This window comes from Amycolatopsis sp. N2S4-7, assembly GCF_058119595.1.
On record NZ_CP172299.1, the window covers coordinates 2,523,558 to 2,543,336 of the forward strand.

The following is a 19,779-nucleotide window of genomic DNA, read 5'->3' on the forward strand; positions in this document are numbered from 1 at the left end:
AGCACGGCAATGACGACGTCTCCCCGTCCGGTGTGGACGGCGGTCCTCTGCTGGCTGACCGTCCTGCTCGAGGGCTACGACCTGGTCGCGCTCGGCGCGACCATCCCGACCCTGCTGAAGAGCGGCTACCTCGGCTTCACCGCGGCCGGCGCCACCCTGGTCGCCACCGTGTCGCTGATCGGCGTCGCCGTCGGCGCGGCCGGGCTCGGCCCGCTCACCGACCGCTTCGGCCGCCGCGTCATGCTCATCGGCTCGGTGCTGCTGTTCTCGCTGTTCACCCTGCTGACGCCGCTGGCGCCGAACGTCGCGACGTTCGGGATCTTCCGGTTCGTCGCCGGGCTCGGGCTCGGCGCGTGCATGCCGGTGGCCCTCACGGTGATGTCGGAGAACCTGCCCGCGCGGCGGCGCGCCAGCGCGAGCACGTTCACCATGACCGGCTACCACGTCGGCGCGGTGCTGACGTCGGTCCTCGCGCTGTCGGTGAAGGACGACTGGCACTGGCTCTTCTACGGCGGCGGGATCGTCGGCCTGCTGGCCGTGCCGCTGATGTGGTGGAAGCTGCCCGAATCCGCGGCGTACCTCGCGTCTCGCGAAGACACCGAGCGCGTCGGGCTGCGCGACCTGCTGGGCCCCCGGTTCCGGCGGATCAGCATCGCGGTGTGGACCGGGTCGTTCATGGGCCTGCTGCTGGTCTACGGGCTCAACACGTGGCTGCCGCAGCTGATGCGGACGGCCGGCTATCCGATCTCGACGTCGATCACGTTGCTGCTGGTGCTCAACATCGGCGCGGTGCTCGGGCTGCTGCTGGCCGGCACGATCGCCGACCGGTTCGGCATCCGGCCGATCGCGCGGATCTGGTTCGGCGCGGGCGCGGTGCTGCTGGCGGCGCTGAGCCTGCGCATCGGCAACGCGGTCCTGCTCAACACCGTCGTGCTGCTGACCGGCGTGTTCGTGTTCTCCGCGCAGGTGCTGATCTACGGGTACGTCGCGCAGGCGTTCCCGGCGCAGGCACGGGGCACGGCGCTCGGGCTGACGTCGGCGGTCGGGCGGCTCGGCTCGATCCTCGGGCCGTTCGTGACCGGCGCGCTGGTCACCGCCGGGGTCGCCTACCCGTGGGGTTTCTACTTCTTCGCCGTCGTGGCCGTGCTCGGCCTGGTCGCGGTGCTGCTGCTGCGCGGCGAGACGCGGGCCGGGGAGCGGTTGACGGCCGTGTCCGCCGGGTAGCCCGGGAGGATCGGCCAGCCGAGGAGGAACGATGTCCCAGCCCCACGACGAAACCGGCGAAGAGGACTCGAGCGGAAACCGCGTCCTGCCCGACGACGACCCGCCGCGGAAGGAGCCCGACGGGCCCCTGGAAGACGAAGACGCCAAGGCGCGGCCCGGCCACCCGGGTTCGCACGAGAACTTCCGCGGCGGCGACTAGACCGTGTCCTCCGGGCGGCGGCGGCCCAGCGTCGCTTCGGGGTGCTCGGTCCGGCGGTCGGAGTCGCGCAGGACTTCGCGGGCCTGCCCCTGGGGGTTGTCGCTGTCGACGGCCTGCTCTTCGGGCAGCAGTTCGGCCCGGGTTTCCGTCCGGTCAGGAGTGTCGTCCATGTCGGGCGAGTACCCGCTCTCGCGGCGTCTCAGACACTCAGCCACCCGACGGCGAGCGCGACGATCATGGCCGCCACCATCAGCACGAGCACGCCGGTGACGACCAGCCACAGGACGGGCATGGTCTTCGACGGCATCGGCTGCGGGTGGGAGAGCCCGGACGTCTGGGCGGAGTCGGGTGGCGTGCTGCCCGGTGGCACGCCGCCGCCGGCCTCCAGGTCCGGGGTCCGGCGCGGGTCCGGATCCGGGGGTTCGGCGGTCATGGCGGCACCGTCCTTCCGTCGCGGTCGCTCCCGCGGCGAGTGCCCGGTGGTTGGCCGGGCAAACCCGGGCGCTCCCGGGCGGCCGCCCGGCTCAGTCCCGCGCCCGGCGATCCCGGCCGCAGCCACAGCGCAGCCGGTCCAACGGATGCGCCACGCCCCGGCTCACTCCCGCGCCCGGCGATTCCCCGCCGCGTCACGGCGCAGCCGGTCCAACGGATGCGCCACGCCCCGGCTCACTCCCGCGCCCGGCGATTCCCCGCCGCGTCACGGCGCAGCCGGTCCGTGTGCTCCGAGATCTCCCCGAGCTGCTCCGCCAGTCCCGCGTGGGCGTCCTTCAGGTGCGGCCGGGCCGCGGCCAGCGGCGGCAGCAGCGTCGCCGGGTCGTCGTCGCCGAGGGCCGCGCCGAGGCGGTCCGCGCTTTCCTGGCCCGCGGGGCCCAGGCCGTCCAGTGCGCTCACCCGGCCGGCCAGCTGGCGCAGGATGGCCGAGTTGCGCCGCGCCCAGTCGGCGACCGCCCGGTCGCCCGCGCGCCGGTCGCGTTCCGCGTCGACCCTGGCCTCCCCCGTCTTCTCCCCCGTGTGCGACGGCTGCAGCCGCAGGTACCGCCGCTCCGCGGCCTGGCGGCTCGCGACCCCCAGCGCGGGCGCCAGCGCCACCCAGCTGGCCCCGGCCGCCCGCGCCGCCGTGATCAGCTCCGGTTCCCAGCCGGCGAGCTCCTCGCGCACCAGCCGCAGGCCGGCCAGCGCGGTCAGCAGCTGGTTCTGGTCCGCCGCGCCGGCGCGGGCGGCCGCGACGACGTCGTGGATCCGGCGCACCGCGCCGGCGGGATCGGTTCCGTCCATATCGTCATCCTTTCGACGACCCGCTTCTTGTCATCGTTTTGACGACATGCTAGAACAGAACCGCGTGTTGACACCAGAGTCGTCGAGTCCCAGGAGGTGGATCCCGATGTTGATGCGCACCGACCCGTTCCGCGACTTCGACCGGTTCGCCCAGCAGGTGTTCGGCACCGCGGCCGCCGGTACCTGGTCGAAGCCGGCCGCGATGCCCATGGACGCCTACCGCTCCGGCGACGAGTTCGTGGTCTGCTTCGACCTGCCCGGCGTCGACCCGAACGCCATCGAGCTCGACGTCGAGCGCAACGTCCTCACCGTCAAGGCCGAACGCCGGCCCCTGCCGACCGGTGACGACGTCCAGCTGCAGGTCTCCGAGCGCCGGCTGGGCGTGTTCTCCCGCCAGCTGTTCCTCGGCGACACCCTGGACAGCGACCGCATCACCGCGGACTACGACGCCGGGGTGCTGACCATCCGCATCCCGGTCGCCGAGAAGGCGAAGCCGCGGCGCATCGAGATCGCCGGCACCGGCGAGCGCCAGGAGATCAAGGCCTGACCCCGCCCGGGGCGGGGCCGGGCGCTCCCGGCCCCGCCTCCAGGGCATCGAGGAGGGGGCTCGCGTTGACCGAAACCAAGACGCCGGTGACCGCACTCCTGGAGGAACTCCTGGTCCGGATCGCCGCCGACGTGCCGGGCGCGCTCGGCGCGGCGATCACCGTGCACCACCGGGGGGTCCCCTGCACGTGGCGGCCGCCCACGGGCTCTCGGCGGTCTTCGTCCCCGCCCAGCTGAACGGGTTCGGCGGCCCGGTCCGCACCGCCGGCCACACGGGCGAGCCGGTGGTCACCGCCGACGTCTTCACCGACGAGCGCTGGCCGTCGCTCACCCTGAGCGGCCTGATCGAACACCACCCCGAGCACGCCCCGGCCTGGTCACGCGTCCGCGGGGTCGCCGCCCTGCCCGCCACCTGGGACGCCGAAGGCAGCCTCGTCCTGTCGGTGGTGCTCGACCGGCCGGCCACCCGGGAAACGCTGACGGTGCTGCGGCGCCACGAACGGCTCGCCGCGATGGCGCTGGTGGTCGCCGAAGCGGCCCGGCCGGACCGGACCGGGCAGATGCTCGACCTCCTGCAGTCGCGTGCCGCGATGGAGGAGGCCAAGGGCATCGTCATCGCCCTGCGCCGCTGCGACCCCGACGAGGCGTGGCAGACCCTGCGGCGGGCGAGCCAGCAGTTCAACGTCAAGGTGCGCGAACTCGCGGTCGCACTGGTCGAGCTGCTCGCCGGCGCCCCCGCGCCCCAGCCGGTCGGCGACCGCACGATCTGCCCCAGCGCCGCCGCCCGCGTCGCCGCCACGCAGGTGCTGCGGGCCCTCGAAGGAAGGACCCGGCTGACGCCGTCGGGCTGACTTTCAGGCCGGATCGACGCGGAAGACCGCGATGCGGGCCGCCGCCGCGGCGACCGCGTCCGGCGTTGCCCCGTCCGCGAGGCCGGTCGTCACGAACCGCTTCCCCACGCTCGCCGGGCTGTTCTCGACCAGCTTGCGCAGGATCGGGCCCCGCTCCGGCACCGGGAGCTCGGCCAGCCGGGCGGCCGACGAACGTCGGCCGCGGGTGAGCGTCACGTCGCCCGCGGCCCGCGCGTTCGCGACCCAGGCCGCCTTCGGATAGGCCTGGACGATGTAGCGGGCACCGTCGATCGGGACCACCGCGATGGGGAACGTGCGCGGGACGCCGGTGCGGCGTCCCGCGACGGTGAGCAGCTGCATCGGGCCGAAGGCGACGCCGAGCCGATGCAGCCCCACGACGAGCTTGTTCCCGGCGTTGACCATCCGCCGGTAGGTCTGTGCTGTTGTCATGCCTCGACCGTATCAGATCATATGAAACTCATACGATCAGAGTTTCATATTTACTGGCGGTCGGGACCCGGCTTCGGCTCCGGCGGCAAGGGGTCCGGCACGGGCGTGCTCTCCGGCTCCGGGATCGGCCGGTCCGGACCCGGGCCGGGCGTCGCCGGGTCCGGGACCACGGGATCGGGTGGGATCGCCTCCGGCGGCACCGGGGGTGCGGTGAGGCGAGCTGCTGCGATCGGCATCGGTCTTTCCCTCCGCCACGCTTGCGCCGTCCGCGTGCCGGACGGCGATCCCTTCCGGCTACCCGCTCCGGCGGGCGGCGGAAACCCCTCAGGCGGGCACCGGCGCCCACGCCCGGCGGCCGAGGAAGGCCAGCAGCCGCGTCTGCTCGTCCGCTTCCGCGGGCGGGACGAGCTCCGGTCCGAAGAACCCCGGCCGGCGCACGACGTGCGCGCGGGCCCAGCCGAAGGCGACCGCGATCAGCTCCGGTTCGAGGCGGACGTCCTGGCCGAGGACCGAGCCGATGTCCCAGCGGTGCGCGACGAGGTCGGTGATCAGCAGCGTGACGACGCCCTCGAGAGGGATCTCGCCGAGGCCGGGGAGCGAGACCGGGCGGCGCAGCTCGTCCCCGGTCAGCGTCGGCACGGCCGCGGCCCGCCACGCCGCGAGGGGATCCGGCCCGGCCAGCACCGCCGGGTGCGGTGCCCCCGGCGCGCCCGCGGTCTCGCCGTAGTCCTCGCCGGTCGCCCAGGCACGCAGCTGGTGCTGACCCCAGACGACGTGCCCGGCGACGTCCCGCACCGACCACTCCGTGCACGCCGAAGGCGTCTCCCACTGGCCGGGGCGCACCGCGGCCAGCACCGCGTCGAAGCCGTCCTGCGCGCGCCGGAACAAGTCCATCGTGTCCATTTCACTCCTTGGTCGAGGCGATCCGTTGCCTCGAGGACGAACGGGCCCGGCCGGACTCGACAGTTGACCCTGACACCGTGTCAGGGCGTAGTCCGGACGCATGACGTCCCTCCGCACCGCCACCGAGGTGGCCGCCGGCATCCGCCGCGGCACGCTTTCGGCCCGCGAACTGACCGAAGAGCTCTTCGCCCGCATCGACGCCTCCGACGTCAACGCCGTCGTCGCGACCCGGCGCGGCTTCGCGCTGGAAGCCGCTTCGGCGGCCGATCGGGCGGTCGCGCGCGGCGCCGACGTCGGGCCGCTGCACGGCGTCCCGATGACGGTCAAGGACGCCTTCGCCGTGGCCGGGATGGCCACGACCTGGGGCGAGCCGGCTTTCGCGGACCGCGTCGCGGACCGGGACGCGGCGGTGGTCGAACGCCTGCGGGACGCGGGGGCGATCGTCGTGGGCAAGTCGAACGTCCACCACCTGCTCGCCGACTTCGGGCAGACCGTCAACCCGGTCTACGGGCGGACGGTCAACCCGCACGACCCCGCGCGGACGCCGGGTGGCTCGAGCGGCGGCGCCGCGGCGGCGCTCGCGGCCGGACTGTCCTTTCTGGAGTACGGCTCGGACCTGGCCGGCTCGATCCGGATCCCGGCGGCCTACTGCGGCGTCTACGGGCTCAAGCCCACGCCGGGAACCGTGCCGCTGCGGGGTTTCCAGCCGCCCGGGCCGCCCGCCGAGCCCGCCCGGGAGTTCCCGTCGGCCGTCGGTCCCCTGGCCCGCTCGGCCGCCGACCTGCGGCTCGCGCTGAGCGTCACCGGTGAGCGGGAGCTCGCGCCGGCCCGCCGGTCCCGGCTCGCGGGCTTCCGCGCCGGCGTCGTGCTCGACGACCCGGCCTGCCCGGTGACCGGCGAGGTCGGCGAGGTCCTGTCGGACGCCGTCGACGCGCTCGCCCGCGCCGGCGTCCGGATCCGCCGGGGCTGGCCGGACGGCGTCGACCCGGTCGTCCAGGCGGAGGCGTTCGGCTTCCAGGTCGAGTGGTTCTTCGCGGCGCAGGAAGGTCGTGTACCGGCCGGCGCGGAAGAACAGGAGCGACGCCGGGCGACGCTGGCGGCGGCGTGGGACCGGTACTTCCGGGACGTCGACGTCTTTCTCTGCCCGACGGTGTTCACGACGGCGTTCCGGCACGAGGACCGGCACCGCTACGACGACCAGGTGTTCTGGATCGCGCAGGCGTCGCTGCCGGGGTTGCCGGCGGTGAGCGCGCCGGCCGGGGGTGCGCTGCCGGTCGGGCTGCAGGTTGTCGGGCCCGCGCGCGAGGACGACACCGCGCTCACGTTCGCGGAACTCGCCGCCGGCGTCGTCGGCGGGTTCACCGCGCCTGGGGAATGATCGGGCGGTGTTCTCGATCGGCGACTTCGCGCGCCACGGCCGGGTGTCCGTGCGGATGCTGCGCCACTACGACGCGATCGGGCTGCTGCGCCCCGCGCGCGTCGACCCGGCGACCGGCTACCGCGGCTACACCGCGGGCCAGCTGGCGCGGCTCAACCGGATCGTCGCGCTCAAGGACCTCGGGTTCACCCTCGACCAGGTGGCCACGCTGCTGGCGGAGGAGGTACCGGTCGAGCGGGTGCGCGGCATGCTCACCCTGCGCCGCGCGGAGCTGGCGGCCGCGCTGGCCGAGGACGCGGCGAGGCTGGCGCGCGTCGAGGCCCGGCTGCGGACGATCGAGGCCGAGGGCCGCCCGCCAGCCCACGACGTCGTGGTCAAGGAGCTGCCCGCGATGCGGGTGGTCGAGCTGACCGGGATCGCGGCGGGGTTCGCGCCGGAGGCGATCGGCCCGGTCGTCCGCCCGCTGTGCGCGGAGCTGGGCCGCCGCCTGCCCGCCGCCGACGTCACGCCCACCGGGCGGCTGACCTGCTACTACGAGCAGCGGGCGGAGGACGAGGTTGTCGTGCACGCGGCGATCCCGGCGTCGGCCGGAACCGGGGACCTCAACGGCCTGGCGGTGGCGGACCTCCCCCCGGCCCGCGCGGCAACGCTGGTCCACCGCGGCCCGATCGACGACGTCCTGCCGGCGTGGCAGGAGGTGGTCCGCTGGATCGACGACCACGGCCACCGCTCGGCCGGGCCGCAGCGGGAGCTGTACCTGGACTGCCCGGCGGACCCGGCGGAGTGGGTGACCGAGCTGCAGGAGCCGATCAGCTAGGGCACTGTTCGCAGCCGATCACGGTCAGGTCGTCCCACAGCGCGGTCACCGTTCGCCTGGTGCTGTGCAACAGGTTGTCGAGGAGGGCAAGGCTGCAGGTGTCCCGGTTCGTTCGCCCTTCCTCCACCGCTGCGCGTGCCTCGTCATGCGTGGCTTTCAGGAGATGCGGCTGAACGATCACGATCTTGGTCCGGCCGGTCGCCGAACGCTCACGCAGCTGTTCGACGAATTTCGCACTGATGCGACGGCTCGTCCTGAGGTTGCTCGCCGCCTTGACGTGAACCGCGGTCAGCGTGCCGTCCCCGGCGAGGTGGAGGAAGTCCGCGACCTCGCCGGCGCCGTCGTCGCAGAGCAACCAGCCCCGTGCGTACTCGCGGACGACCCACGCGAAAAGGGAGTTGTCGCCGTGGCGGGCGATGGCGTCGTGGATCGCCTGGTCGCCGCGGACCGCCGGCTTCTCCTTGTTGACCCCGAACCCCGCGAAGTCCTTGAATGCGAAATTCGGGAAAGGAGTGGTCACCAACGGCTGCCGGAAGACCTGATGACCGGTGAACGCGTGACCCGACTCGTAGTACACGGTCAGCACGTCGCCCTCGGCCACCGCGTCCCTGATCTGCCGGGCGATGGGCTCGGCGGAGGGATCGCCCTGGTACCGCACGTCGAGGCTGACGGAACCGCCGGCGCCAACCGGCTTGATCACGAGCGTTCCCGCGACGGCGTCGCCGAATCCGACATCCACCTCAGCAGTGGCCGAGTCTTCCGCACCCCGCACTTCGATCACGGCAGAGCGGAGCAGTTCTGCGCGCTCGACGCGATCTTCGTCGGCATCCGGTTCCCCACGGACCTGATCCGGATCTGCGACCATGACGTCGAACGCACCCCGGACCCGATTCAGATCTGTTTCACGAACAGCGAGTTCGACGAAGGGCGGCTGCGGATCGTCGTCCGCGACCAACGCCTTCTCGAGGAGGTCGAGAGCTTCCCCGGCCGCCGCGAGGAACATCGGAAAATAAGACGTCCGCTTCCAGGACAGGCGCGATTTGTCGGCGGACACCGTGAGAAGGTCACGGAGAACGGCCTTGTCGTCATCAGGGAGGTAGACGACCTTCACGGCGGTCAAGGCGAATGTGCTGTCTTCGATCGCGTTGAGGGTGTCCTGGACACGAAGTCCCCCGACGGCCTTGCTGTCCGGCTTGGTCGTCCGGCGGCGATGCATCCCGCGGGTCCACAGCATCCGTCCGTCACCCCGGAAGGTGTTCGTCAGCACGTCGGCCGGAAGATAGCGGAAGGGCGCCGCCTGCCGCTGGATCCATTTCGCGAGCTTGGCGTCACTGGTGATGCCGGTGCACACCGCGACCAGCCGGCGCCGCCGCACGGCGATGGTCAGCTGGTTGGACACGTCGGCGAACCCGGAATCCTTGTCGGCCCAGTCCGGGGGACGGATCACCTCACGGGCGATCCCGTAGAGGTTGTCGAAGCCCACTTCACCGAGGACGCCCACGTCCTCGATGGAGTCATGAATGCCGACCGTGCTCTCGGCCCGGATCCGGACCGAGTCCGCACGTCCTCATTCGTCCGCGGTCTTGCGCAGGAACCGCGCCAGCGACCGGAAAGCGACATCGGGCTCGTCGCCGACGCACTCCAGCACGGTGATCGTCAAAAAAGGAGTCACCTCGGCGAACTGGAGCGTCGGTAGCTCTTCGCCATTCGCAACGCGCGTGTCCATGGTTCAGAGAACCTAGACCGGTGGAACCGCGGAACGCCAACGAATCCGGCCGCATTCACGAATTGACCGGAAAGTGTCCATTCACCCATAGCGGACAGGCCGAACCCGGCCGGCCGAATTGCGTCCCCGTCACTCCACGCGCGGGCGGTGCGCGTGCTCGGACGGGAGGTCGTGGTCCAGGTGATCGGCGTGGTGCAGCGCCTGGGCCAGCAGGCCGCGCACGTGGTTGTCGGCCGCCGAGTAGTAGACGAACGTGCCTTCGCGGCGGCCCTTCACCAGGCCCGCCAGGCGGAGTTTCGCCAGGTGCTGGCTGACCGCCGTCGGGGCCGCGCCGGCCAGTTCGGCCAGGCAGGCCACCGAGGACTCGCCCTGCAGCAGCGCCCAGAGCACCTTGATCCGGGTCGGGTCGGCCAGCAGCCGGAACGACTCCGCGGCCAGGTGGACCTGCTCTTCGGTGGGCATGTCGAAGTCCGGAAGCGACGCGTGCATGCCGGCTACCTTACTATTTGCGTATCTGCGTGCCTGCGCAGGTAGACTCCTTCCATGGCCGACGAACACCACGGACACGGGCACGGGCACCGGGCTTCCTTCCGGCAGCGGGTCCGCCACGCGCTGACCCCGCACAGCCACGACAGCGCCGACCGCGTCGACCACGCCCTCGAAACCAGCCGGCGCGGGATGCGGGCGCTGGTGTGGTCGTTCGCCGCGCTGTTCGTCACCGCCGTCGCGCAGCTGGTGCTCGTGCTGCTCACCGGGTCGGTGGCGCTGCTGGGCGACACGATCCACAACTTCGCCGACGCGCTGACCGCCGTCCCGCTCGGCATCGCGTTCCTGCTCGGCCGCCGCGCGGCGACGCGCCGCTACACCTACGGCCTCGGGCGGGCCGAGGACCTGGCCGGGGTGGTTGTCGTGCTGGTTGTCGCGGCTTCGGCGGCGATCGTCGGGTACGAGTCCGTGCTGCGGCTGCTCGATCCGCACCCCGTCGGCCACCCGTGGGTGGTCGCGGCGGCCGGCGTGATCGGCTTCGCGGGCAACGAGCTCGTCGCGCGGTACCGGATCACGGTCGGCCGCGAGATCGGCTCGGCCGCCCTGGTCGCCGACGGCCTGCACGCCCGCACGGACGGCTTCACGTCACTGGCGGTTGTCGCGGGCGCGGCGGGCGTCGCGTTCGGCTTCCCCGCGGCGGACCCGATCGTCGGGCTCGGCATCACCGTCGCGATCCTGTTCGTCCTGCGCGACGCCGCGAAGGAGGTCTTCCGGCGGCTGCTGGACGCCGTCGACCCGGCGTCGGTCGAGCTGGCCGAGCGCGCCGCCCGCGACGTCGACGGCGTGCTGGACGCCCGGGACCTGCGGATGCGCTGGATCGGCCACCACCTGCGGGCCGAACTGGCGGTGACGGTGGCGGCGGACCTGACGGTCACGAAGGCCCACGCGCTCGCCCACGACGTGGAGCACCGGCTGCTGCACACGATCCCCCGCCTGGCCGCGGTGGTGGTCCACACCGAACCGGCGACGGGGGCCGAGCGGGCCCACGAGACCTTGGCCCACCACCGGTAGCCCGGCCCGCGAGGGGCATCACGCGTGACTGGCGAGGCATCGCGCGTGACTGGCGAGGCATCACGCGTGATTGGGCGCGCGACTCGCGTGACTGGGGGCCGATCTCGCGTGATTGCGAGCGGATCTCGCTAGCTTGCCGGGGCGAGGGTCGCCTGGCGGGCCGTGGCGCGCCAGACCGCGGTCGCCGTCAGGGCCGTCAGGGTGGCCAGGCCGCCGGACACCGCGACCGCCACCGTCGGGCCCACCTGTTCCGCCAGCAGGCCCGCGCCGACGATCGCGACGCCTTGGGAGCTGTACAGGCACGTGCTGAGCCGGCCCATGACCGTGCCGCGGCGGTCGTCCGGGACCAGGCCGACCACCGCCGCCTGCAGGTGGATGAGGTAGACCGTCGACAACCCGCCCGACACGGCCCAGAACCCGACCGCCCACCAGGGACCCGGCAGCAGCGGGCACACCAGCAGCGGCAGCCCGGCCAGCGCCGCCGGGACCGCCACCGATCGGGGTGCCGCCCGCGGCCGCGCCGCCGTCCGGGCCGCCCACCAGCCGCCGAGGACGCTGCCGACGGGGTCGGCCGCCATCAGGAAGCCGACGCCCAGCGAACCCACGCCGGCCGCCGACGCGTACGGCGCCGCCAGCCCCTCCGGGACGACGAGGAAGCCGATCATCGCGGCGAACACGTACACCGCGACCAGCACCGGCCCCGTCTTCGCCGGAGGCCCGGCCACCCGAGAGGCCCGGGCCGCCGGGCGGGCCCGCACGAACACCAGGACGACCGCCGCGCTCGCCAGGAACGTCGCCGCGTTGACCAGCAGCGCGAGCACCGGCCCGGTCGCCGTCACCAGGACGCCGCCGAGGCCGAACCCGGCGACCTGCACCGCCTGGATGGTGATCTGCCGCAGGCCCATGCCGGCCTGGAACAGCGGTCCCGGCAAGACGTCCGGCAGCAGGGCCAGCTGCGCGGCCTTGAACGGCGCGGACGCCAGGGTCAGCACCCCGATCAGGCCCCACAGCAGCCACAACGGCAGCCCCGGCACGGCCATCGCGGCGGCGAGGAGGCCGCGGACGACGTCGGTCGCGACGACGACCGCCCGCCGCGGGTACCGGTCGGCCAGCCCGGACAGCAGCACCCCGCCGAGGACGGCCGGGACGAACGTCAGCGCGTACGTCAGCGCGGTCAGCGCCGCCGAGTTCGTCCGCGCGAAGACCAGCAGCGCCAGCGCGACCCTCGCCACCTGGTCGCCGCACACCGACAGCCCCTCGGCCAGCCACAGCGCCCGGAACTCCCGGACGCGCAGCGCGTCACCGAACCCCGCCACTCGCATCACCCCGGGTGTCCACGCGCGGGACCGCCGGACGGTTTAGGTCCGGCGCAGACCGAACGCGACCTTCAGCACCACCAGCAGCACGGTGCCGAGGATCAGCGGCTGGCCCAGGACGAGCTGGACGAGCATCGGCATCGCCTTCAGCGCCGGCGCCGGCACGAACAGGCCACCGATCGCCGTGATGAACGGGAAGCCGGCGAGCATCAGGTTGTCGCGGGACCAGTGCACGCCCGAGAGGACGTCGATCGCGCTGGCGAACAGCACCCCGAACAGCACCGTCCCGGCCGCCGCCAGCACCGGCAGCGGCACCGCCTGCAGCAGCCGGTCGAACGGCCCGAGGCCGCCCAGCACCAGCAGGATCACGCCGGTGGCGAGCGTGACGTACCGCGAGCCGACCTTCGTCACGCGCAGCAGGCCGATGTTGTCCGGGTAGGCCAGCGTGGACAGGCCGCCGAACACCGCGCCGACGGTGCTGCCGAGCACCTCCCCGAACACGCCCTGGGACACCCGGTGCCCGGACAGCTCCTGCCCGCCCCAGCCGGCGACGATGTCGTAGGTGGCGATGCTCTCGGCGACCGCCGGCAGCAGCGTGATGAAGAAGATCAGCACGAGGTCGCCCTGCACCGCGAAGCCGAACGGGAAGATCCGTGGCACCGTGACGTCGAGGTGCGCCCCCACCGCGCCGAAGTTCGTCGGGGCGAGGAACGAGTAGACGACCGTCCCGGCGACCACCGCGACCAGCACCGCGCCGCGGCGCAGCAGGGTTCCCTTGGGCAGCAGCGTCAACGCGATGACCAGCGCCGCGGCGACCCCGCCGGCGAGCAGGTTCACCCACGGGAACCCGGGACCGCCCGGCGTGCCCAGCCAGTTCGGCAACGCCGTGCTGGTCAGCTGGGTGGCCAGGATGAGCACGAGGACGCCGGAGATGACCGGGTCCCGCACGAACCGGGCCAGGTACCCGACCGGGCCGAACCGCTTGAGCGGGATCGCGAGCACGCACCAGATCAGCCCGGCGACCACCATCGACCCGAACGCGGCGCCGAGCCCGCCCCGGCCGTGCCCGACGGCCAGCAGCGCGGCCAGCGAACCCGCGTACGGCCCCTGGATGATCGGCAGCCGCAGCAGCAGCACCGACTGCAGCACCACCACCAGCCCGGACGTCATGAACGTGACGCCGTAGAGGTAGGCGGTGTCCGCGGCGGACAGCTTGAACGCCGTGCCGATCAGCGCGGGGAAGATCAGCAGGCCCGCCATGCCGAGGATGTTCTGGATCCCGAGCCCGACGGCGCTGCCGAGGCGGACCTTGTCGTCGATGCCGACGTCGAAGACGGGCACCGGTCCGGACGGCGCCGGCACGTCGATACGAGTGGCCATGGGCTCAGCGGACGGAACGGCGGAGCCGGGCGGCCCAGCGTTCGAGGATCCCGGCGAGCACGATCCGGACCAGCACGGACGCCTTCATCGGCGGGGCTTCCTCCCGCGGCGGCGCGGCCACGGGCGTCGCGGCTCCGGACGTCACGGCTCCCGGCGGCGCTTCGGCCGCGGCGGCCACGGGCTCGTCGCCGTGCTCGATGCGTTGCCGCACCCGGGACGCGAGCTCGCCGACCATCCGGCCGGAGACGTCGGCCATGATGCCGCGGCCGAACTGGGCGAGCTTGCCCGAGATCGTCAGGTCGGTCGCCAGCACGACGTTCGCGCCTTCGCCGGACGGCGTCACGCGCATGGTCGCCCGGGCCTTGGCCGTTCCGGAGCCGCGCGTGTCCTTGCCGTCGGCCTCCAGCACCGCGGTGCGGGCGACGGCGTCGCGCTCGACGACCTTCGCCACGCCCTGGTAGGCCGCGGTCACCGGGCCGACCTTGATCTTCACCTTGCCCTGGTACGAGTCGTCGCCGAGGTCTTCGGTGAGCTCGGCGCCGGGGAAGCACGCGGCGACGTTGTGGGCGTCCTGCAGGAAGCGGTAGACCTCGTCGGGGTCGGCGGCGACCTCGAAGGAGTTCTCGATGAGCATCAGGGGGCCTTTCCTTCGGCGGCGACCAGGGCGTCGACGATGCGGGCCGGCGTGACCGGCGCCCGGGTCACGCGGGCGCCCAGCGGGCGAAGCGCGTCCTCGACGGCGTTGGCGATCGCGGCGGGCGGCGGGACGGTGCCGCCCTCCCCCGCGCCCTTCACGCCGAGCGGGTTGAGCGGGCTGGGGGTCTGGATGTGGAACAGCTCGACCGGCGGCACCTCGGCCGAGGACACCAGCGCGTAGTCGAGGTAGCTCGTGGCCTGCGGGGTCGCCTCGTCGTCGTAGACGGCCTCTTCGTACATCGCGTTGCCGAGGCCGTGCGCGAACCCGCCGAGCACCTGGCCGTCGACGAGCAGCGGGTTGACGACGTTCCCGCAGTCGTGGCCGATGACGTACTTGAGGATGGTGATCCCGCCGGTCTCCGGGTCGACCTCGACCAGCGCCGCGTGCGCGCCACTGGCGTACGCGGCCCGCTCCGGCGAGAAGTAGCTGGCCGTTTCGAGCCCGGCGGTGATCCCGCGGGGCAGCGTGATGCCGTGCTTGCCGATGTTGGCGACCTGCGCGAGCTGCTGCAGGGAAACCGACTTCTCGCGGTCGCCGCCCAGGCAGGCGCGGTCGCCGTCGAAGTCCACTTCGGACGGATCGCAGCCGAGCAGCACCGCCGCCGTGTCGAGCAGCCGGGCCCGCATCTGCTTCGCCGCGTCGAACACCGCGGGCCCGCAGGTGGCCGTGATGCGGGAGGCGAACGTGCCCTGGCCGAACGGGATCCGGGCGGTGTCGCCGGTGGTGACGTCGATGTGGTCCATGTCGAGGCCGAGGCCGTCGGCGGCGATCTGGGCGTAGATCGTCTCGTAGCCCTGCCCCTGCCCGGCCGCGGCGAGCGTCACCAGGATCCGGCCGCGGTTGGTGACGCGGATCTTCGCGCCTTCGTACGGGCCGAGACCGCAGCCTTCGACGTACACCGCGAGCCCGATGCCGAGGTACCGGCCTTCCTCGCGCAGGCGGGCCTGCTCGCGGCGGGCTTCGTCGTACCCGATGCGGTCGAGCGCGCCTTCCAGCAGCGCCGGGAAGTTCCCGCTGTCGTAGGTGAGCGGGCTGCCGTCGCGGAACATGATGCCGACGCGGTACGGGAACTCGTCGGCCTGGATCAGGTTCCGCCGCCGGACCTCGGCGGGGTCGAGGCCGAGGTGCGCCGCGATCCGGTCGATCATGCGTTCCATCACGAACACCGCCTGCGGACGGCCCGCCCCGCGCACCGACGACGTCGGGACCATGTTGGTGTAGCAGGCCCGCAGCTCGATCGCGATGTTCGGCACCTTGTACGGGCCGGGCACCGTCGACGTCGTGATCGACGGGACCTGCAGCCCGGCGCAGTACGCGCCCTGGTCGTGCTCGATGACGTCCCGGACCGCCAGGAGCCGCCCGTCCTCGTCGAAGCCGACCTCGACCCGGTGCGTCTGCGAGCGTTCCATCATCGCCGAGACGAAGTTCTCCTGCCGGTCCTCGACCCACTTCACCGCGCGACGCAGCTTCTTCGCGACCCACGGGATCACGACTTCTTCGCCGTAGAACTGGGCCTTGGGGCCGAAGCCGCCGCCGACGTCCGGCGGGGCGATGACGCGCAGGTCGTCCTCGGCCATCTCGTAGATCATCGACAGCTGCTGGCGCGCGTAGTGCGGGGACTGGGTGGTGTCCCAGATGGTCAGCTGCCCCGTCGCCGGCTCGAAGCGCGCGGCCACGGCCCGCGGTTCCATCGAGTGGCCGCCGCCGCGCATCTGGTAGAACTCCTCGCTCAGCGTGTGCGGCGCGGTGCGCAGGGCCTCCGCCGCGTCGCCGGCGCTCTGGGTGAGGACCACGGCGACGTTGGACTCGTCGCCGCTGTGCGCCAGCGGGCCGCCGGGCCGCAGCGCGGCGGCGGTGGAGCCGACCGCGGGCAGCACCTCGTAGTCGACTTCGATCAGTTCGAGGGCGTCCTCGGCGATGTACCGCGACTCCGCGACGACGACGGCGAGGGCCTCGCCGACGTAGTGCAGCTCCTCCGGCGGCATCGGCAGCCGCGGGTAGTCGCGCAGCTCCGGGTGCTGCACCTTGGGCGCCAGGGGTTTCTGGATCTCCATCAGGTCCGCGCCGGAGAACACCGCGACGACGCCGGGGAGCGCGCGGGCCGCCGTCGCGTCGAACGCCGTGATCCGGGCGTGGGCGTGCGGCGAGCGCAGGAACGCCGCCGCGAGGGCGTCCGGCAGGTCGAGGTCGTCGAGGTACCGCCCGCGGCCGGTGAGCAGCCGCTCGTCTTCGCGGCGCGGGAGCCGGGCGCCGATCATCGCGTCAGGCATCGGTCCGTCCCTTCGCGACGTCCAAAACGGACTGGACGAGCCCGGAGTAGCCGGTGCAGCGGCAGATGTTCCCGCTCAGCACCTCGCGCGCCTGTGCCTCGTCGCGGACGGTGTCCTCCCGCAGCGCGGCCGTCACGCTCATCAGGAACCCCGGCGTGCAGAACCCGCACTGCAGGGCGTGGTTGCGCTTGAACGCCCGCTGCAGCGGGGCCAGTTCGCCGTCGGCGGCCAGGCCTTCGACGGTCTCGAGCGCCGCGCCGTCGGCCTGCACGGCCAGCATCAGGCACGAGCGCGTCGCGGCGCCGTCGACGATCACCGTGCACGCCCCGCAGGCGCCGTGTTCGCAGCCGAGGTGGGTGCCGGTCAGCCGCAGCTTCTCGCGCAGGAAGTCGGCCAGGGTCAGGCGCGCGTCGACGGACTCGTCGAACGCCTCGCCGTTCACGGTGCCTCGGACTCGGTGACGGGGCTCAGGCATGGGCTTTCTCCGTGATGTCGGCGAGCGCGCGCTTGACCAGCACGCCGGTGAGCCGGGCGCGGTACTCGGCGCTCGCGTGGATGTCGCCGGTCGGGTCGACCTGGGCGCGGGCGGTGGCCTCAGCAGCCGCGCCCAGGTCGGGTCCAAGGGGCTGCCCGATGACGAGCAGCTCGGTGTCGGTGAGCCGTTGCGGGGTCGGCGCCACGCCGGCCGCCGCGATCCGGCACGCCGTGACGACGCCGTCGTCCACTTCGCACACCACGGCGACGCCGGCCAGCGCGAAGTCCCCGCGCCGGGTGGCGAACTCGCGGAACGCGGAGAACCGGTTCGCCCCCGGCCGCGGAACGCTCACCTCCAGCAGCAGTTCGTCCGGCTCGAGCGCGGTGGTGAGGTGGAACAGGAAGAAGTCGGCCGCGGACACGGTCCGGACGCCGCGGGCCGAGGCGAGCGTGAACTGCGCGTCCAGCACGGTGAGCACGCTCGGCAGCTCGGCGGCCGGGTCGGCGTGGGCCAGGCTGCCGCAGACCGTGCCACGGTTGCGGATCTGCGGGTGGGCGACCTGGTGCAGGGCCTCGGTGAGCACCGGCAGCAGCCGCGCGGCCTCGGGCGAGCGTTCGAGCTGCCGCTGCCGGACCAGGGCGGGGATCGTGATCGTCCGCTCGCCGAACTCCGGGGTGGCGAACCGCTCGCCGAGCCGGTTGATGTCGACGAGGTGCTCGATGTGGGCCAGGCGGAAGTTGAGCATCGGCATCAGGCTCTGGCCGCCGGCGAGGACCTTGGCCTCGTCGCCGTGCTCGCGCAGCAGCTCCAGGGCTTCGTCGAGCTCGCGGGGCGCGTGGTAGGTGAAGCGGGCGGGTTTCATCGGGTCTCCGTGACACGGCGCAGGTGCTGCCGGACGCGGCCGGCGAGCAACGGGCTTTCGATGAGCGACAGGTGCCGCAGGTCGGGCAGGATCTCGAGCTCGGCGCCGCCGATGCCGTCGGCGAGCGCGCGGGCCATCGACGGCGGGGTCGCGTAGTCGTGCCGCCCGACCAGCACCAGCGTCGGCGCGGTGACCGCGGGCAGCAGCGGCCGGGAGTCCATGGCGCCCATGGCGATCGACGCCGCCGCGTGGGCTTCGCTGTTGGTGCGCAGGAAGATCTTGACGACGCGGTCGGCCTCCTCCGGGTGCCGGTCGCGGAACTCCGGGGAGAACCAGCGGTCCAGCTGGAAGGCGACCTGCTTCGCCCGCGGCACGGCGACGGCCTTCTCCGCGCGCTCGGCCCAGGCGGTGACGGCGTCTTCGCCGTACCAGGCCGTGGTGTCGGCCAGCACGAGCGAGCGGACGCGCTCGGGGAAGCGCCCCGCGAAGTTCACCGCGACGCTGCCGCCCATGGACAGGCCGAGCAGGTTCGCCGAAGGCAGGTCGAGCGCGTCGAGGGTCCGCGCGACGTCGTCGGCGAGGTCCTCGATGCTGAACGGCTTGCCGTCCCACGCGCTGTCGCCGTGGCCGCGCAGGTCGGGGGCGAAGACCTGGAACTCGTCGGCCAGCCCTTCGGCCAGCGGGGTCCAGAGCTCACCGGACAGGGCCAGCGGGTGGAGCATGACCAGTGGCTCGCCCGCGCCGCGGCGGCGGACGGCCAGTGGCCCGGCGGTGGGGGTCATGCGGGCCTCCGGAAGAGCGGTTCGGCGTTGGCGTGCAGGATGCCGGCGACGGCGGTGTCGTCGAGGCCGCTCTCGCGGACGGTCCGCACCGGATCGGGGTCGCCGAGCGCGAACGGGTAGTCGCTGCCGAGCAGGACCCGCTCGGGGCCGACGAGCCCGGCGAGGAAGGCGATCGACGGGCCGGACAGCCCGACCGTGTCGTAGTGGAAGTCGCCGAGGTACGCGGAGGGCTTCTCGCGCTCGAGTGCGCCGGCGAAGGCTTCCTTGGTGCGGTAGCCGCCGTCGAGGCGACCGGCCTGGTACGGCAGGAAACCCCCGCCGTGCACCAGGACCAGCCGCAGGCCGGGGTGGCGGTCGAGGACACCGGCCAGGATGATCTTGGTGACCGCGACGGTGTTGTCGATCAGCCTGCCGTGGACGTTGCCCATGGTGCCCAGCGAGGCGAGGTCCCCGGACGGCCCGCACGTCGGCGGGTGCAGCACCACCGGGATGCCCTCGGCCGCCGCCAGCGTCCACAGTGGATCGAACGCCGGCTCGTGCGGCGCCGGGCCCGCGGGCGGGTCGGTGTTGAGGAGCACCCCGGCGAACTCGGGTCGCTTCCAGGCTTCGAGGAGGTCGTCGGCGGCCTGGTCGCCGTCGTCGACGGCCACCGAGGCCAGGGCGACACTGCCGTCGGCCGACTCGGCCATCGCGTCGTTGACCGTGCGCGCCCAGTCACGGGCCCGCGCCGGGTTCAGCGGCGCCGACTGGATGTCCAGCCACGGCGAAAGGATCTGCCGCGTGACGCCGGCCTGCCGCTGCCAGGCCGCGCGCGGGGCGGCCTCGGTCATCCGCGCGCCGATCGGCCGGGTGTCGCCGGTGCCGGGCACCGCCACCACCCAGCCCTGCTCGGTGCGCCGCGCCGAGAACCCCGCCACGGGGGCCTGTTCCAGCGCGGACAGCAGCGAGCGGGGCACGATGTGCGCGTGCGTGTCGAGGACTTCCGTCCGACTCACCTCCACCGGTCGGGTTGGTGTCCCGACGCTAAGTCGGTGTCGCCCCGCGGACCAGCGCGCTTTCCTGGCAGCAGGC

The 19,779-nt window shown here is 73.2% G+C and carries 25 protein-coding genes; 8 read left to right on the forward strand and 17 right to left on the reverse strand.

Annotation, left to right across the window (positions count from 1 at the left end; translation table 11 throughout):
- Window positions 1-9 precede the first annotated feature (9 nt).
- Together ACH54P_RS11590 and ACH54P_RS11595 are read left to right on the forward strand one after the other, a co-directional pair.
- Window positions 10-1,224, forward strand: a complete 1,215-nt coding sequence (locus tag ACH54P_RS11590) for an MFS transporter (protein WP_489912368.1) — start codon at window positions 10-12, stop codon at window positions 1,222-1,224.
- 31 nt (window positions 1,225-1,255) lie between these two features.
- Window positions 1,256-1,423: a hypothetical protein gene (locus tag ACH54P_RS11595; RefSeq protein ID WP_489912369.1), complete on the forward strand. Its 168-nt coding sequence runs from the start codon at window positions 1,256-1,258 to the stop codon at window positions 1,421-1,423.
- Here the strand turns inward: ACH54P_RS11595 and ACH54P_RS11600 are convergent.
- From ACH54P_RS11600 to ACH54P_RS11610, 3 genes are all read right to left on the reverse strand, one after another.
- Entirely contained in the window at window positions 1,420-1,593 is a 174-nt protein-coding gene (locus ACH54P_RS11600; protein ID WP_489912370.1) for a hypothetical protein, read from the reverse strand. The genes ACH54P_RS11595 and ACH54P_RS11600 overlap by 4 nt on opposite strands.
- 29 nt (window positions 1,594-1,622) lie before the next feature.
- Window positions 1,623-1,856: a DUF6480 family protein gene (locus ACH54P_RS11605; protein ID WP_489912371.1), complete on the reverse strand. Its 234-nt coding sequence runs from the start codon at window positions 1,854-1,856 to the stop codon at window positions 1,623-1,625.
- 233 nt (window positions 1,857-2,089) lie between these two features.
- A complete protein-coding gene (locus ACH54P_RS11610) occupies window positions 2,090-2,698 on the reverse strand; it encodes an HSP18 transcriptional regulator (protein WP_489912372.1) in 609 nt (202 codons plus the stop codon).
- A 106-nt stretch (window positions 2,699-2,804) separates the two neighbouring features.
- Between ACH54P_RS11610 and ACH54P_RS11615 the strand changes: the two genes are divergently transcribed.
- The 3 genes from ACH54P_RS11615 to ACH54P_RS11625 all read left to right on the forward strand — a co-directional run bounded on the left by ACH54P_RS11615 (window position 2,805) and on the right by ACH54P_RS11625 (window position 4,095).
- Window positions 2,805-3,245 carry an Hsp20/alpha crystallin family protein gene (locus tag ACH54P_RS11615; protein ID WP_489912373.1) on the forward strand — a complete coding sequence of 147 codons (441 nt, stop codon included), beginning with the start codon at window positions 2,805-2,807 and terminating at the stop codon, window positions 3,243-3,245.
- A gap of 65 nt (window positions 3,246-3,310) precedes the next feature.
- Window positions 3,311-3,481, forward strand: a complete 171-nt coding sequence (locus tag ACH54P_RS11620) for a hypothetical protein (RefSeq protein WP_489912374.1) — start codon at window positions 3,311-3,313, stop codon at window positions 3,479-3,481.
- Window positions 3,433-4,095: an ANTAR domain-containing protein gene (locus ACH54P_RS11625; RefSeq protein WP_489912375.1), complete on the forward strand. Its 663-nt coding sequence runs from the start codon at window positions 3,433-3,435 to the stop codon at window positions 4,093-4,095. Before ACH54P_RS11620 ends, ACH54P_RS11625 begins: the two co-directional genes overlap by 49 nt.
- Window positions 4,096-4,098: 3 nt before the next feature.
- Here ACH54P_RS11625 and ACH54P_RS11630 read toward each other — a convergent pair whose 3' ends face one another.
- From ACH54P_RS11630 to ACH54P_RS11640, 3 genes are all read right to left on the reverse strand, one after another.
- Complete coding sequence (locus tag ACH54P_RS11630) at window positions 4,099-4,545, reverse strand: nitroreductase family deazaflavin-dependent oxidoreductase (protein WP_489912376.1); 447 nt, start codon at window positions 4,543-4,545, stop codon at window positions 4,099-4,101.
- Between the two features lie 50 nt (window positions 4,546-4,595).
- Window positions 4,596-4,781, reverse strand: coding sequence for a hypothetical protein (locus tag ACH54P_RS11635; protein WP_489912377.1), 186 nt, complete (start codon window positions 4,779-4,781; stop codon window positions 4,596-4,598).
- Between the two features lie 88 nt (window positions 4,782-4,869).
- Window positions 4,870-5,448: a TIGR03086 family metal-binding protein gene (locus tag ACH54P_RS11640; RefSeq protein ID WP_489912378.1), complete on the reverse strand. Its 579-nt coding sequence runs from the start codon at window positions 5,446-5,448 to the stop codon at window positions 4,870-4,872.
- Window positions 5,449-5,548: 100 nt separating this feature from the next.
- Here ACH54P_RS11640 and ACH54P_RS11645 point away from each other — a divergent pair, with 100 nt between their 5' ends.
- Both ACH54P_RS11645 and ACH54P_RS11650 read left to right on the forward strand, forming a co-directional pair.
- Window positions 5,549-6,826: an amidase family protein gene (locus ACH54P_RS11645; protein ID WP_489912379.1), complete on the forward strand. Its 1,278-nt coding sequence runs from the start codon at window positions 5,549-5,551 to the stop codon at window positions 6,824-6,826.
- 7 nt (window positions 6,827-6,833) lie between these two features.
- Window positions 6,834-7,643, forward strand: coding sequence for a MerR family transcriptional regulator (locus tag ACH54P_RS11650; RefSeq protein ID WP_489912380.1), 810 nt, complete (start codon window positions 6,834-6,836; stop codon window positions 7,641-7,643).
- Here ACH54P_RS11650 and ACH54P_RS11655 read toward each other — a convergent pair.
- The 3 genes from ACH54P_RS11655 to ACH54P_RS11665 all read right to left on the reverse strand — a co-directional run bounded on the left by ACH54P_RS11655 (window position 7,636) and on the right by ACH54P_RS11665 (window position 9,858).
- A complete protein-coding gene (locus ACH54P_RS11655) occupies window positions 7,636-9,144 on the reverse strand; it encodes a hypothetical protein (RefSeq protein ID WP_489912381.1) in 1,509 nt (502 codons plus the stop codon). The genes ACH54P_RS11650 and ACH54P_RS11655 overlap by 8 nt on opposite strands.
- Window positions 9,145-9,210: 66 nt before the next feature.
- A complete protein-coding gene (locus ACH54P_RS11660) occupies window positions 9,211-9,369 on the reverse strand; it encodes a hypothetical protein (RefSeq protein ID WP_489912382.1) in 159 nt (52 codons plus the stop codon).
- Window positions 9,370-9,498: 129 nt separating this feature from the next.
- The gene (locus ACH54P_RS11665) at window positions 9,499-9,858 is read right to left on the reverse strand and encodes an ArsR/SmtB family transcription factor (RefSeq protein ID WP_489912383.1); all 360 of its coding nucleotides are present in this window, start codon (window positions 9,856-9,858) and stop codon (window positions 9,499-9,501) included.
- A 54-nt stretch (window positions 9,859-9,912) separates the two neighbouring features.
- Here ACH54P_RS11665 and ACH54P_RS11670 point away from each other — a divergent pair, with 54 nt between their 5' ends.
- Window positions 9,913-10,926 carry a cation diffusion facilitator family transporter gene (locus ACH54P_RS11670; protein WP_489912384.1) on the forward strand — a complete coding sequence of 338 codons (1,014 nt, stop codon included), beginning with the start codon at window positions 9,913-9,915 and terminating at the stop codon, window positions 10,924-10,926.
- 128 nt (window positions 10,927-11,054) lie between these two features.
- Here ACH54P_RS11670 and ACH54P_RS11675 read toward each other — a convergent pair whose 3' ends face one another.
- From ACH54P_RS11675 to ACH54P_RS11710, 8 genes are read right to left on the reverse strand one after another with little or no spacing between them, the layout of a single operon-like run.
- Window positions 11,055-12,242, reverse strand: coding sequence for an MFS transporter (locus ACH54P_RS11675; RefSeq protein WP_489912385.1), 1,188 nt, complete (start codon window positions 12,240-12,242; stop codon window positions 11,055-11,057).
- Window positions 12,243-12,284: 42 nt separating this feature from the next.
- Window positions 12,285-13,622 carry a uracil-xanthine permease family protein gene (locus ACH54P_RS11680; RefSeq protein ID WP_489912386.1) on the reverse strand — a complete coding sequence of 446 codons (1,338 nt, stop codon included), beginning with the start codon at window positions 13,620-13,622 and terminating at the stop codon, window positions 12,285-12,287.
- 4 nt (window positions 13,623-13,626) lie between these two features.
- Entirely contained in the window at window positions 13,627-14,256 is a 630-nt protein-coding gene (locus tag ACH54P_RS11685) for an SRPBCC family protein (RefSeq protein ID WP_489912387.1), read from the reverse strand.
- Window positions 14,256-16,589 (reverse strand): xanthine dehydrogenase family protein molybdopterin-binding subunit, encoded by a 2,334-nt coding sequence (locus ACH54P_RS11690; protein WP_489912388.1) that lies wholly within the window; start codon window positions 16,587-16,589, stop codon window positions 14,256-14,258. Before ACH54P_RS11690 ends, ACH54P_RS11685 begins: the two co-directional genes overlap by 1 nt.
- Window positions 16,582-17,064: a (2Fe-2S)-binding protein gene (locus ACH54P_RS11695; protein ID WP_489912389.1), complete on the reverse strand. Its 483-nt coding sequence runs from the start codon at window positions 17,062-17,064 to the stop codon at window positions 16,582-16,584. The genes ACH54P_RS11690 and ACH54P_RS11695 overlap by 8 nt, the downstream gene beginning before the upstream one ends.
- The gene (locus ACH54P_RS11700; RefSeq protein WP_489912390.1) at window positions 17,057-17,926 is read right to left on the reverse strand and encodes an FAD binding domain-containing protein; all 870 of its coding nucleotides are present in this window, start codon (window positions 17,924-17,926) and stop codon (window positions 17,057-17,059) included. Before ACH54P_RS11700 ends, ACH54P_RS11695 begins: the two co-directional genes overlap by 8 nt.
- Window positions 17,923-18,708 carry an alpha/beta fold hydrolase gene (locus tag ACH54P_RS11705; RefSeq protein WP_489912391.1) on the reverse strand — a complete coding sequence of 262 codons (786 nt, stop codon included), beginning with the start codon at window positions 18,706-18,708 and terminating at the stop codon, window positions 17,923-17,925. The genes ACH54P_RS11700 and ACH54P_RS11705 overlap by 4 nt, the downstream gene beginning before the upstream one ends.
- Window positions 18,705-19,703 (reverse strand): amidohydrolase family protein, encoded by a 999-nt coding sequence (locus tag ACH54P_RS11710; protein WP_489912392.1) that lies wholly within the window; start codon window positions 19,701-19,703, stop codon window positions 18,705-18,707. Before ACH54P_RS11710 ends, ACH54P_RS11705 begins: the two co-directional genes overlap by 4 nt.
- Between the last annotated feature and the right edge of the window lie 76 nt (window positions 19,704-19,779).